Annotated in this window: 12 protein-coding genes; 9 read left to right on the forward strand and 3 right to left on the reverse strand. The window is 72.0% G+C overall.

Annotated features, from left to right (window positions below; all coding sequences use genetic code 11):
* Positions 1–127: 127 nt before the first annotated feature.
* The 4 genes from FHX71_RS05160 (at position 128) to FHX71_RS05175 (ending at position 5469) form a co-directional block, all read left to right on the forward strand.
* A complete protein-coding gene (locus FHX71_RS05160) occupies positions 128–1858 on the forward strand; it encodes an ABC transporter substrate-binding protein (RefSeq protein ID WP_182614722.1) in 1731 nt (576 codons plus the stop codon).
* A 16-nt stretch (positions 1859–1874) separates the two neighbouring features.
* On the forward strand, positions 1875–2849 hold the full coding sequence (locus FHX71_RS05165) for an ABC transporter permease (protein ID WP_182614723.1): 975 nt from the start codon (positions 1875–1877) through the stop codon (positions 2847–2849).
* Positions 2846–3691, forward strand: a complete 846-nt coding sequence (locus FHX71_RS05170; RefSeq protein WP_182614724.1) for an ABC transporter permease — start codon at positions 2846–2848, stop codon at positions 3689–3691. Before FHX71_RS05165 ends, FHX71_RS05170 begins: the two co-directional genes overlap by 4 nt.
* A gap of 77 nt (positions 3692–3768) precedes the next feature.
* Positions 3769–5469 (forward strand): dipeptide ABC transporter ATP-binding protein, encoded by a 1701-nt coding sequence (locus tag FHX71_RS05175; RefSeq protein WP_182614725.1) that lies wholly within the window; start codon positions 3769–3771, stop codon positions 5467–5469.
* 80 nt (positions 5470–5549) lie between these two features.
* On the opposite strand, the gene FHX71_RS05180 is transcribed toward FHX71_RS05175, so the two are convergent.
* The 3 genes from FHX71_RS05180 to FHX71_RS05190 form a co-directional block, all read right to left on the reverse strand.
* Positions 5550–6518 (reverse strand): glycosyl hydrolase family 18 protein, encoded by a 969-nt coding sequence (locus FHX71_RS05180; protein WP_182614726.1) that lies wholly within the window; start codon positions 6516–6518, stop codon positions 5550–5552.
* A gap of 192 nt (positions 6519–6710) precedes the next feature.
* Positions 6711–8159, reverse strand: a complete 1449-nt coding sequence (locus FHX71_RS05185; RefSeq protein WP_182614727.1) for a catalase — start codon at positions 8157–8159, stop codon at positions 6711–6713.
* Positions 8160–8233: 74 nt separating this feature from the next.
* Positions 8234–8728: a Fur family transcriptional regulator gene (locus FHX71_RS05190; protein WP_182614728.1), complete on the reverse strand. Its 495-nt coding sequence runs from the start codon at positions 8726–8728 to the stop codon at positions 8234–8236.
* Positions 8729–9018: 290 nt separating this feature from the next.
* Between FHX71_RS05190 and infC the strand changes: the two genes are divergently transcribed.
* The 5 genes from infC to FHX71_RS05215 all read left to right on the forward strand — a co-directional run bounded on the left by infC (position 9019) and on the right by FHX71_RS05215 (position 12324).
* Entirely contained in the window at positions 9019–10077 is a 1059-nt protein-coding gene (gene infC / locus FHX71_RS05195) for a translation initiation factor IF-3 (RefSeq protein WP_182614729.1), read from the forward strand.
* Positions 10078–10180: 103 nt separating this feature from the next.
* Positions 10181–10375, forward strand: a complete 195-nt coding sequence (gene rpmI / locus FHX71_RS05200) for a 50S ribosomal protein L35 (protein WP_182614730.1) — start codon at positions 10181–10183, stop codon at positions 10373–10375.
* A 67-nt stretch (positions 10376–10442) separates the two neighbouring features.
* Positions 10443–10826: a 50S ribosomal protein L20 gene (rplT, locus tag FHX71_RS05205; RefSeq protein WP_182614731.1), complete on the forward strand. Its 384-nt coding sequence runs from the start codon at positions 10443–10445 to the stop codon at positions 10824–10826.
* Between the two features lie 50 nt (positions 10827–10876).
* The gene (locus tag FHX71_RS05210; RefSeq protein WP_312876930.1) at positions 10877–11725 is read left to right on the forward strand and encodes a TrmH family RNA methyltransferase; all 849 of its coding nucleotides are present in this window, start codon (positions 10877–10879) and stop codon (positions 11723–11725) included.
* 23 nt (positions 11726–11748) lie between these two features.
* A complete protein-coding gene (locus FHX71_RS05215) occupies positions 11749–12324 on the forward strand; it encodes a VanZ family protein (protein WP_220489507.1) in 576 nt (191 codons plus the stop codon).
* Positions 12325–12373 lie beyond the last annotated feature (49 nt).

The following is a 12373-nucleotide window of genomic DNA, read 5'->3' on the forward strand; positions in this document are numbered from 1 at the left end:
CCAGGGCAAGGGTGTCTCATTTTTGTGTCTCATGATGTGAGAAGTCGGGCACAGGCCATGGACGTGCGGCCCCCGGTCGCTACCGTCCGCGCCAGTCGCCAGACCCCCGCACCTGAAGGAGACCCCGATGAGCACCACGTCTTCCGGCCGCCCGGCAGGCCGCCCCGGGCGTTCGCCCCGGGCCGCCTCGGCAGCCCGGGCCGCCTCGGCAGCCCGGGCCGCCCGCGCCACCACACCGGCCCGCGCCGCCCTCGGCGCCCTCGCCACCGTCACGCTCGCGGCGGGCTGCGCCGCCGGCAGCCCGGCCGCGGCGGGCGGGGGCACCGGCGAGCCGCAGGACGGCGGCGACATCGTCTTCCTCATCGACTCGCTCGGCGACACCTGGATCCCCAACAACAGCTCGATCTCCAGCTTCCAGGGGCACATCTGGGGCCACGTCACCGACAAGCTCGTCTATGTCGACGCCGAGGGCGAGGTCAGCCCCTGGGTCGCCGAGAGCTGGGAGCAGAACGACGACGCCACCCAGTTCACGCTGCATCTCAAGGACGGCGTGACCTTCTCGGACGGCGCCCCCGTCGACGCAGAGGCCGTCGTCGAGAACCTGGACACCTGGGCGTTCGGCGCCCCGGACGCGGGCATCAACCCCGTCGGCCTGTTCCCCAAGACGTACGACCACGCGGAGGCCGTCGACGAGACCACCGTCGAGGTGCACTTCGACGCCCCGACCCTCGGGTTCGTGCCCACGCTCGGCTACCACGGCTCGATCCTGATCTCCCCGGAGACGCTCGCCCTGCCCGCCGAGGACCAGGCCGACCTGTCCAACGACGTCGGCTCCGGCCCGTTCGTCGTCGAGTCCTGGAAGGAGGGCGACAGCGTGGTCCTGACCAAGCGCGAGGACTACGACTGGGGCCCCGAGGCCGTGGGCCACACCGGCCCCGCCTACCTCGACACGATCACGTACAAGCTGGTCGCCGAGTCCTCGACCCGTACGGGAGCGGTCCAGTCCGGCCAGGCCGACGTCGCCTACAACGCCACGCCGCAGGAGCTCGACTCCTTCAAGGACCAGGGCTTCACGGTCGACGTGCCGCGCTACCTCGGCTTCGTCAACGGCTACCGGCTCAACACGCAGGTCGCGCCGTTCGACGACCCGGCGGTGCGCCAGGCGTTCCAGCACGGCATCGACCGCGACGAGATCCTCTCGACCGTCTACACCGAGGACTGGTCCGCGGCCGAGACGCTCATCCAGAGCAACGTCCCCGAGGCCACCGACCACTCCGACGCGTTCGCCTACGACCCCGAGCTCGCCGCGTCCGCGCTCGACGACGCCGGCTGGAAGGAGGGCGCCGACGGCGTCCGCACCAAGGACGGCGAGCCGCTCGAGCTCACGCTCTACCCCAACCCGTACCTCGCCACGTCCAAGGCCATCGACGAGCTCGTGGCCCAGCAGCTCGGCGAGCTCGGCTTCTCCGTCGACATCCAGGCGTACGACGTCGTCACCTTCGGCGAGCGGGTCTCCGGCAACGCGTCGCTGTCCAACTACGAGGTCACGCGCAGCTTCATCGACGTCGGCACGGTCGCCAGCATCCTGACCGACGCCGAGAACGGCGAGGACTGGTTCGGCCTGGGCCAGAGCGACCCGCGGACCAACGAGCTGCGCGACGCCGTGGCGCAGGCCACCGACCTGGACGAGCGCGCGAAGGTCGTCGACGAGCTGCAGGAGCACCTCCTGGAGGAGGCCTACTTCGCGCCCGTCACCCAGATCGTCCAGCGCATCTACGTGAGCAACCCGAAGCTCCACGACATCACGTACAACGGCGTCGCCTACGCCAGCTACTACACGGCCTGGCTCGAGAGCTGACGGCGGGAGCCACACCATGAACGCGAGCTACCTGCGGTTCGCCGGCCGGCGCCTGCTCCAGGCGGTCGTCGTGGTGCTGCTGGCGTACGTGTTCACCTTCGTGGTGATCAGCGTGCTGCCGGGCGACCCGGTGACCAACACGCTGCGCAACCCGGAGAACGGGTTCACCGAGGAGGAGATCGCCCGGATCGTGGCCTACTACGGCCTCGACCAGCCCGTGGCGGTCCAGCTCTGGCAGTCGTTGTCGCACTTCGTCGTCGGCGACCTCGGCGTCTCCCTGCGCTCCAACCTCCCGGTGACCCGCCTGATCGCCGAGGTGGTGCCGTCCACGCTGGCGCTCGCGGCGTCGGCCCTGGCGATGGCCCTGGTGCTCGCGTTCGCCATCGCCTACGGCACGCAGCACCTGCCGCGCCGGTACGGGCAGGGGGTGCTGCGGGCGTTCCCGTCGCTGTTCCTGTCCGTGCCGGCCTTCGTGGTGGGCCTGCTGCTCATCCAGGTCTTCGCCTTCCAGCTCGGACTCTTCCGGGTGATCGAGCCCGACAGCGCGTGGGCCACGTTCTTCGCCGCCGTCGCGCTCGGCATCCCGGTCTCCGCCCAGGTGGCCGAGGTGCTGATCACGGGGCTCGACCACGAGTCCCGGCAGGAGTACGCGGCCGTCGCCCGGTCCCGCGGGCTCGGGCAGACGCGGTTGTTCGCCAAGCACCTGCTCAAGCCGTCGTCCCTGCCGGTGGTGACCGTGGTCGCCCTGACCGTGGGCGAGCTGCTGGGTGGCGCGCTCATCATCGAGACGATCTTCGGCCGCACCGGCGTCGGCAGCCTCGTGCAGCGCTCGGTCTCCACGCAGGACCTGCCCGTGCTCCAGGCGGTGGTCTCGCTGGCGGCCGTGGTGTTCGTCGTCGTCAACCTGGTCGCCGACCTCGTCTACCCGCTGCTCGACCCCCGCGTCCGGCTGGAGCAGCCCGACCCCGAGAGGCAGGTGAGCGTCGCATGACCGCCACCACCGTCGTCGGCACCTGGCGCACGACGCCCGTCCGCGCCTGGTCCCGCTCCGTCCCGCCCACCGTGCTGCTCTCGTTCGCGGTGCTCCTGGTCGTGCTGCTCTGGTCGCTCCTGCCCGGGGTCTTCGCCAGCCAGGACCCGGTCAACGGCGTCCCCGCGGACAAGCTCCTCGGCCCGAGCGCCGCCCACTGGTTCGGCACGGACCACCTGGGCCGCGACCTGTACGCGCGGGTCGTGCACGGCACGGCCTCCTCGGTCACGAGCGCGCTCGTCGCCGTCACGATCGGCGTCGTCGTCGGGGGAGCCATCGGCCTGGTGGCAGGGTCCGCCGGCGGCTGGACCGACACGGTCCTGGCCCGTGTCGTCGACGTGCTGCTCGCCATCCCGAGCTTCCTGCTCGCCGTGGTGATCGTCAGCGCGCTCGGCTTCCAGACCGTCAACGCGGCCATCGCCACCGGCGTCTCCGCCGTGGCCGTGTTCGCCCGCGTCATGCGCGCCGAGGTGATCAAGACGCGCCGCGCCGTGTTCGTCGAGGCGTCCGTGCTGCAGGGCGGCTCGCGCACCCACATCCTCCTGCGGCACGTGCTGCCCAACGCCTCGCGCTCGCTGCTGGCGCTCGCGGTGCTCCAGTTCGGGCTGTCCGTGCTCGTGATCGCGGGCCTCGCGTTCCTCGGCTACGGCGACCCGCCGCCGGCGTCCGACTGGGGCCTGCTCGTCTCCTCCGGCAAGGACTACCCGACGGCGCCGTGGCTCGTGTACGCGCCCGCGCTCGTCGTCGTCGCGACGGTGCTGTCCGTCAACCGGGTCAGCCGCTGGCTGCGCCGCACCGCCTGACCGGACCTGCTCTGCCTGACCTGCTCCACCTGACCTGAACGACCCGACCTGAACGACCCGACCGAGGGAGCACCGCCATGACCGTGACCGCCGCCGCGCCCGCGGGCCTCGCCGCCCCCGTCTCGTCCGACCTGCTGCGCGTCGAGGGGCTGTCGGTCGCCTACGGGCGCACGCAGGTCGTCTCGGACGTGAGCTTCACGCTCGGCCGCGGCGAGAGCCTCGCCCTGATCGGCGAGTCCGGGTCGGGCAAGTCCACGATCGCCCGCTCGCTCCTGCGCCTGCTGCCCGACGGCGGCGCGGCTCGCGGGCGGGTCGAGTTCGAGGGGCGCGACGTCCTCGCGCTCCCCGAGCGGCGGTTCCGCCCGCTGCGCGGCCGGGCCCTCGGGTTCGTGCCGCAGGACCCGGGCAGCTCGCTCAACGCGGTGCGCACCATCGGGTCCCAGGCGCAGGAGGCCGCGGCGCTGACCGGCGAGCGCGACGCCGGCGCCCGGCGGAGGCTGATCCTCGACACGTTCGCGCAGGTGGGCCTGGACGACCCGGAGCGCGTCCACGACTCCTACCCGCACCAGCTCTCGGGCGGCATGCTGCAGCGCGTGCTCATCGGGCTCGCGGTGCTGCCCCGGCCCGCGCTGCTGGTCGCGGACGAGCCGACCTCCGCCCTCGACGTGACCATCCAGAAGCGCATCCTCGACCTGCTCTCCGAGCTGCGGGCCGACCTCGGCATCAGCCTCCTGCTCATCACGCACGACCTCGCGATCGCCGCCGAGCGCGCCGACTCGCTCGTCGTCCTGCGCGACGGCGTGGTCCAGGAGGCGGGGCCGACGGCGGAGGTGTTCGCCGCGCCCCGGTCCGACTACGCGCGTGAGCTGCAGGCCGACGTCCCGGCGCTGAACCCGGACCGGTACCGGGCGGTGCGGGAGGCCCGGGGCGGTGCCGTCGGCGCTGCTGCTGGTGCTGCTGCGGCCGACTCGCCGGACGCCGCCGAGGCCGGGCCGGCCGGGGCCGTGCCCCGGATCGAGCTGCGCGGCGTGACCAGGACGTTCGCGGTGGACGGCCGCCGGCTCACCGCCCTCGACGACGTCTCCTTCGCCGTGCCGCGCGGCACCACGCATGCCCTGGTGGGGGAGTCCGGCTCGGGCAAGACGACGGCGGTGCGCCTCCTGCTCGGCCTCGACCGGGCCGACGCCGGCGAGATCCTCGTCGACGGCGAGGCCGTGCACGGCCGCTCCGCCGCGGGGCTGCGGGCCGTGCGGCGGCACCTGCAGCTCGTCTACCAGAACCCGTTCACGTCGCTCGACCCGACGTGGCGCGTCGAGCGGCTGGTGCGCGAGCCGCTCGACCGGTTCGGCGTCGGCGACCGTGCCGAGCGCTCCGGCCGCGTGCGGGAGGCGCTCGACGCCGTCGGGCTGGCCGAGGGCCTGCTGTCGCGGCGGCCCGGCGCGCTGTCGGGCGGGCAGCGGCAGCGTGTGGCGATCGCACGGGCGCTCGTGCTGCGCCCGGACGTGCTGGTGCTCGACGAGCCGACGTCGGCCCTGGACGTGAGCGTGCAGGCCGACATCGTGGAGGTGCTCGTACGCCTCCAGGCGGAGCTGGGCCTGACCTACGTCTTCGTGTCGCACGACCTCGCGCTGGTCCGCCAGCTCGCCGACACGGTCTCGGTGCTGCACCGCGGCCGCGTCGTGGAGAAGGGCGAGGTCGAGCAGATCTTCGCCTCCCCGTCCGAGGAGTACACGACCCGGCTCCTGAGCTCGATCCCGCACCCGCTGATCCGCGGCTGATCAGGGCGGTCGGCAGAAGGTCAGGTGGTCGGCAGCGCGGGCTGCCGACCACCTGACCTTCTACCGACCGCGCGAACCCGTCAGGAACCCACCACGTCCGACACATGTGAGAACCAGCTCTCCCGGCCGCCGCCGTCGTGGCCCACCGAGTTGAAGTACTCCCAGCCGAACACGCCGCCGAAGTCCGGGTGGCGGTCCACCAGGGTGCCGACCGTGGCGTCGAAGGTGGCCCAGTCCACGTACCCGCTGCAGTTGCCGGGGTTGGTCACGGTGCCCGCCACGACGCGGCCGGGCGTGAACCCGTTGGCGAGGATCTGGTCGTAGACCGTCGTGGTGCGCAGGTCGCCCCAGCCGCAGTAGAACTGCGTGTTGTACCAGTCGATCCGGTCGCCGGCCTGGCGCTCCAGCTCCGCGTACGAGAAGCCGCCGGAGAAGCTGCTGCGGCCCGCCATGTCCGTGGCGACGGGCGTCAGGGTCACGATGAAGTCCGGCCCGAAGTCGGCCCGCAGCGCGTCGATCAGGCGGACCGTGTCCGCCAGCGAGAACGTCTCCTCGATGTCCAGGTCCACGCCGTCCAGGTCGTAGGTGCGCAGGAAGTCGCGCAGCACCGGGTAGAACCGGTCGAAGTCCTCGCGGAGGTAGCGGTAGGTGCCGGGCGCCGCGCCGCCCAGGAACGCGCTGACCGTGACCCCCTGGTCCTGCATCGTCGCCAGGTCGTCCCACATCACGCCGAGCTCGTCGTGGTCGGCCGGGATGTCGTTGACCGTCAGCGACGCGTCCGAGTTCAGGTGGATCGCCCCCACGTTGACGTCGGTGACCGAGCCGAGCAGCGGCTTGGGGTCCACGTAACGGCGCACGCCGTCCGAACCGGTCTCGTAGATCGTCTGGTAGAACGCGATGACCCGGTGGTCGGCATCGGCGGCCGACGCCGACGCCGGCTCCTGCGCCGGTACCTTCTCCAGGGCGGTGGCCGCGGGGCCCGCCGCGGCGGTCAGGGCCAGCAGGCCGGCCGTCAGCGCGGCGCCGAGTCGGACGAGCGAACGGGACATCGGTGACTCCCTTGTTCCAGGCGGTCTCGTGCGGTGCCCCGGAGCGCTCCGGAGCACCCCTGGGACCGTAGGCGGCGCCTCCGCCGTCGGACAAGGAGGGCGGCCGGACCATGGGGATATCCCTCATGCCGGAACGGCCGAAGGCCGGGCTCCCTCGTGGGGAGCCCGGCCTCGGCGTCGTGCGGGGGAGCGTCAGGCCGCGACGGCCGCGCGCAGCTTGGCGCCCAGCTCCTCGTCGACGTTCGTCCAGTACTGGAGGAAGCGCTCACGGATCTCTTCGATCGTGATCGACTGGCCCTGGCCGGTCAGCGTCTCCAGCAGACGGGCCTTGGCGCCGTCGTCGTACACCTCGCGGTAGAGCGTGCCCGGCTGGACGAAGTCGCCGTCCTCGCTGTGCAGCGTGGCGGCGGTGCGCACCAGCTCGCCGTCCTGCGCCCAGGAGCCGTCGTGCCCGCGGGCCGGGTCGGCGACGGGGCCGCCGAACGAGTTCGGCGCGTAGTTGGGCGTGCCCACCTCGTTGAAGTGGTGGCGCTGCGAGCCGTCCTGCGAGTAGTTGTGCACCGGCGCGGCGTGCGGCTGGTTCACCGGCACCGACTGGTAGTTGGTGCCCACGCGGTAGCGCTGCGCGTCCGGGTAGGAGAACACGCGGGCCATCAGCATCTTGTCGGGCGAGATGTCGGTGCCCGGGACCTGGTTGGCCGGCGACAGCGCGATCTGCTCGATCTCCGCGAAGTGGTTCTTCGGGTTCCGGTTCAGCGTGAAGTGGCCGAAGTGGATCAGCGGGTAGTCCGCGTGCGGCCAGACCTTCGTCAGGTCGAACGGGTTGAACCGGTACGTCTTCGCGTCGTCGTACGGCATGACCTGGACCTTGATGTCCCAGACCGGGTTGTCGCCGCGCTCGATCGCCTCGTACAGGTCGCGACGGTAGTAGTCGGCGTCCGCACCGGCGATCTTCTCGCCCTCCTCGCCGCTCAGGAACTTGACGCCCTGGCGGGAGATGAAGTGGTACTTGACCCAGAACTTCTCGCCCGCGTCGTTGGTCCACAGGTAGGTGTGCGAGCCGTAGCCGTTCAGCTCGCGCCACGAGGCCGGCAGGCCGCGGTCGCCCATGAGGTACGTGACCTGGTGCGCCGACTCCGGCGACAGGGTCCAGAAGTCCCACTGCATGTCGGCGTCGCGCAGGCCCGACCACGGCAGGCGCTTCTGCGAGTGGATGAAGTCCGGGAACTTGATCGCGTCGCGGATGAAGAACACCGGCGTGTTGTTGCCGACGATGTCGAGGTTGCCCTCGGTCGTGTAGAACCGCAGCGCGAAGCCGCGCACGTCGCGCCACGTGTCGGGGGAGCCCATCTCGCCGGCGACCGACGAGAAGCGCAGGGCCACCTCGCCCGTCGCGCCCGGCTGGAAGGCCGCGGCACGCGTGTACTGCGACACGTCGCCGGTGATCTCCCACTCACCGAAGGCGCCGCCGCCCTTGGCGTGCACGATGCGCTCCGGGATGCGCTCGCGGTTGAACTGCGCGAGCTTCTCGACCAGGTAGCGGTCGTGGAGGACCGTGGCGCCGTCCGCGCCCACGGTCAGCGAGTGCGCGTCGCTGGCGACCGGGGTACCGGTCTGCGTGGTGGTGTAGGGAGTAGTCATTCAGACATGCCTTCCTCTGCTGCTGCTTGCGGGGGTTCTTGCGGGGTTCCAGCGGGGCTGGAAGGTCTGTGCGGTCAGGGTCGCGCGGCTGGCTGCCGCGTCGCGTGCTCGACGGCGGGGTCGCCGACGGCGGACTCCTTGTCGCGGCAGTCGGGACACAGGCCCCAGTAGGTCACCTCGGCGGTCTCGACCACGAAGCCGTGGTCGTCGCTCGGGGTGAGGCAGGGTGCGTGGCCCACCGTGCAGTCCACGTCGCCGATGGCGCCGCACGAGCGGCAGACGATGTGGTGGTGGTTGTCGCCGGTGCGCCGCTCGTAGCGGGCCGGGTGCCCGGCGGGCTCGATGCGGCGCAGCAGGCCGGCGTCGGTCAGTGCGTGCAGCACGTCGTAGACCGCCTGCACGGACACGGTGCCGAGCTCCGAGCGGACCGAGCCGAGGACGGCGTCGGTCGTGGCGTGCTGGTTCTCGCCCACGGCGCGCAGCGCGGCCACGCGGGCGGCGGTCACGCGCAGGCCGGCGCCGCGGAGCAGGTCCTCGGGCGTCGCGGCGGCGGGGGCGGTGGAGGTCATGACCAGCAGCCTAGGCCCTAAACTGGAATCATTCCAGTTGAGTGGGGCAACGGGTTTCGCCCCCGGAAAACGGGAGAGGCGGGCCTCACACCGGCCCGCCTGGCGAGCGGTCTCCTCCGGCTGCTATCGTGTGTGGCACGACCGACCCGGTGTGAGCCGGGTGCGCAAAGTGGATTCCATCCCACCCGAGTCACGACAGCGCATCGCAAGATGCCGACAGAGTCCGGGTCCTTGGTCGGGTACGAAGGGCCGGCAGCACCGTCGCCGGCCTTGCGTGTCCTTTCCTCGTGATGGCCTCCACCTGTGTTCAGGGCGGGGGCCATTTCCCGTTCCTGGTGGTCGATCAACGACTTCCAAGGAGCATCACCATCACCGAGCCTCGCATCAACGACCGGATCCGTGTCCCCGAGGTCCGTCTCATCGGTCCTGGCGGGGAGCAGGTCGGCGTGGTTGCCACGGCGGTCGCCCTGAAGCTCGCCCAGGACGCTGACCTCGACCTCGTCGAGGTCGCGCCGGACGCCCGCCCGCCCGTCGCCAAGCTCATGGACTTCGGCAAGTTCAAGTACGAGTCCGACATGAAGGCGCGGGAAGCCCGGCGCAACCAGGCGAACACGGTCCTCAAGGAGATCCGTTTCCGCCTCAAGATCGACCCGCACGACTACGGCACCAAGAAGGGCCACGTCGAGCGGTTCCTCTCGGCCGGCGACAAGGTCAAGGTCATGATCATGTTCCGTGGCCGCGAGCAGTCGCGCCCGGAGATGGGTCGTCGCCTGCTGGAGCGCCTGGCGGAGGATGTCGCCGATCTCGGTTTCGTCGAGTCCATGCCCAAGCAGGACGGCCGCAACATGACCATGGTCCTCGGGCCGGTCAAGAAGAAGGCCGACGCCAAGGTCGAGCAGCGCAAGCGCGCCACCGAGATCAACGCGGGCCGGATGACCAAGTCGGAGGCCAAGGCGCAGGCGCGTGCGGTCGACGAGCCCGTCGAGGACCAGGTCGAGGACCAGGTCGACGAGACGGTCGAGTCTGCTGTCGAGGAGCCCGCCGTCGCTGCTGCCCCGGAGCCCGTCGAGGCCCCGGTCGCGGAGCCGGAGCCCGAGCCCGTCGTCGAGCCCGAGCCGGTCGCCGAGCCCGAGCCCGCCGCCGAGGTGGAGCCGGAGCCCGTCGTCGAGCCCGAGCCCGAGCCGGTCGTCGAGGCACCTGCCCCGGCAGCGCCGAAGCCGGTCGTCAAGGCTGCCTCCAAGCCGGCAGCGAAGCCCGCCGCCAAGGCAGCCCCGAAGCCGACCCCGGCCCCCAAGCCGGTGCCGAAGCCCGTGGCCCCCAAGCCGCGTGCGCCGCGCCAGGCCGGCTGAGCACGAGGTCCCCAAGACCACCACGACACCGGGCCGGCTGACCGGCCCAGGTACACGTCGCCGCTCTTGCAGCGGTCGACCGACATGAGGAGAGACGGCAGTCATGCCGAAGAACAAGACGCACTCCGGCTCGAAGAAGCGGTTCCGGGTCACGGGTAGCGGCAAGGTCATGCGCGAGCAGACCAACGCCCGCCACTACCTCGAGCACAAGTCCAGCCGTCGTACGCGTCGCCTGGCCGTCGACCAGGTCGTTTCGCCTGCCGACGTCAAGAAGGTCAAGAAGCTGCTCGGTAAGTGAACCCGTGGCGCGCGCCTGACGCGCGCCGCCAGGAACCCTTCCAGCCCGAAGTAACAAGGAGTCTCACGTGGCACGCGTGAAGCGGGCAGTAAATGCCCAGAAGAAGCGCCGTACAACCCTCGAGCGCGCCGCCGGTTACCGCGGCCAGCGCTCGCGCCTCTACCGGAAGGCGAAGGAGCAGGTCACCCACTCGCTCGTCTACGCCTACCGTGACCGGAAGGCGCGCAAGGGCGACTTCCGCAAGCTGTGGATCCAGCGCATCAACGCTGCGTCCCGCGCGGAGGGCCTGACCTACAACCGCCTCATCCAGGGCCTCAAGGCCGCTGGTGTCGAGGTCGACCGCCGCATGCTCGCCGAGCTCGCGGTCAACGACGTGGCCGCGTTCAACGCCATCGTCAAGGTCGCCAAGGACGCGCTGCCGGCGGACGTCAACGCCCCGGCCGCTGCCTGAGGTTGAGCATCTCACCGGACGCCCGGACAGTGTCCTCCTCGGAGGCCTCCGTGCCGCTTGACGTGACGCTCGCGAACCCGCGAGCCGACCGGGTCAAGCAGGTACGGTCACTGTCCGGGCGTTCGGCACGCTCCCGGCACGGTCAGTACCTGGTCGAAGGGCCGCAGGGCGTCCGCGAGGTCGTGCGGCACGCCGCGTCGTCGGTCCGGGACGTGTACCTGACGCCCGCTGCGGCGTCGCGCTACACCGAGATCGTCGACGACGCCCGCGCCGCCGGGCTGTTCCTGCACGTCGGCACCCCCGAGGTGCTCGACGCGATGAGCGCTGACGCCCAGGGCGTGCTCGCCGTCGTCCGGTCCGCCGCGCCCACGCTGCGCGAGGCGCTGGACGCGCGCGACCAGGAGCGCGCCGGACGGCCGCTGCTCGCCGCTGTCCTGGCCACGGTCCGCGACCCCGGGAACGCCGGCACGGTGATCCGCGCCGCGGACGCCGCGGGCGCCGACCTCGTGGTGCTGGCCGGCGAGAGCGTGGACGTGCACAACCCCAAGGTCGTGCGCTCCACGGCCGGGTCGCTGTTCCACCTGCCCGTCGTGACGGGGCTGTCGCTGGACGCCGCGCTGGCCGAGCTGCGCGCGGCCGGGTGCCACGTGCTTGCGGCGGACGGCACCGGCCCGTTCGACCTGGACGACCTGCTCGACGACGCCGGCAGCGGCACCGCCCCGGACCTCGCCGGCCCGACCGCCTGGGTGTTCGGCAACGAGGCCTGGGGCCTGCCCGAGGCGGACCGGGCCCTGGCCGACGCCGTGGTGCGGGTGCCGATCCGGGGCAAGGCCGAGTCGCTCAACCTGGCGACGGCGGCCACGGTCTGCCTGTACGCGAGCAGCAGGGCACAGCGCTGAGGGTCCCCGACGCCGGCGCCGACGTGTGGGGCGACTGGGGCCACGTGCTGCGGCCGGCGCTGCTGGCGCTCTTCGCCGCGGCGGTGGCGATCCGCCTGCTCGTGCGGGTCCGCCGCCTGCGGGGCGTGCCGCACGCCCGGGCCTGGCGACACTCGGTCGCGGAGGTCGGGATGGTCGTCGGCACGCTGCCGTGGATCTGGATGATCCTCACGCCGGTGCCCGGGGACGGTGGGCTGTCGCTCGTCCCGTTCCGTGACCTTGCGGCACAGCTTTCCGGACCTGTCCCGGCGGCGGTGGTCCAGGTGGGTGGCAACCTGCTGGTCCTCGCCGCGCTCGGCTTCTTCCTGCCGGTCCGGTTCCGGCTCGTGCCGGGGTCGGACGGGCGCGCCGTGCCCGGACCCCGCACCGGGGCGGTGCTCGCGCGGGTCGCCGTCGTGCTCCTCGGGGTGGCCGTGACCGTGGAGGTGCTCCAGTACGTGCTGGGGCTCGGCCGGGTGGCGTCCGTTGACGACGTGCTGGTGAACGTCGTCGGCGGCCTGCTGGCGGCGCTGTGCTCGCGCCGGTGGTGGGCGGACCGGGCGCCGACCGGCCGGCGCTGACGTCGACCGAGCGGGTGACTCTTGCGTCCTGGCGTACCGTGTCGCGACG

Origin of the sequence: Promicromonospora sukumoe, from assembly GCF_014137995.1 — a bacterium.
GTDB classification, from domain to species: Bacteria; Actinomycetota; Actinomycetes; order Actinomycetales; family Cellulomonadaceae; genus Promicromonospora; species Promicromonospora sukumoe.

Bases quoted from the DNA above. Each gene is read 5' to 3' on its own strand.
- FHX71_RS05185 (WP_182614727.1), bottom strand. From the start codon at position 8,159: ATGACTACTCCCTACACCACCACGCAGACCGGTACCCCGGTCGCCAGC.
- FHX71_RS05180 (WP_182614726.1), bottom strand. From the start codon at position 6,518: ATGTCCCGTTCGCTCGTCCGACTCGGCGCCGCGCTGACGGCCGGCCTG.
- infC (WP_182614729.1), top strand. From the start codon at position 9,019: ATGGCCTCCACCTGTGTTCAGGGCGGGGGCCATTTCCCGTTCCTGGTG.
- FHX71_RS05190 (WP_182614728.1), bottom strand. From the start codon at position 8,728: ATGACCTCCACCGCCCCCGCCGCCGCGACGCCCGAGGACCTGCTCCGC.
- FHX71_RS05160 (WP_182614722.1), top strand. From the start codon at position 128: ATGAGCACCACGTCTTCCGGCCGCCCGGCAGGCCGCCCCGGGCGTTCG.
- rpmI (WP_182614730.1), top strand. From the start codon at position 10,181: ATGCCGAAGAACAAGACGCACTCCGGCTCGAAGAAGCGGTTCCGGGTC.
- FHX71_RS05165 (WP_182614723.1), top strand. From the start codon at position 1,875: ATGAACGCGAGCTACCTGCGGTTCGCCGGCCGGCGCCTGCTCCAGGCG.
- FHX71_RS05170 (WP_182614724.1), top strand. From the start codon at position 2,846: ATGACCGCCACCACCGTCGTCGGCACCTGGCGCACGACGCCCGTCCGC.
- FHX71_RS05175 (WP_182614725.1), top strand. From the start codon at position 3,769: ATGACCGTGACCGCCGCCGCGCCCGCGGGCCTCGCCGCCCCCGTCTCG.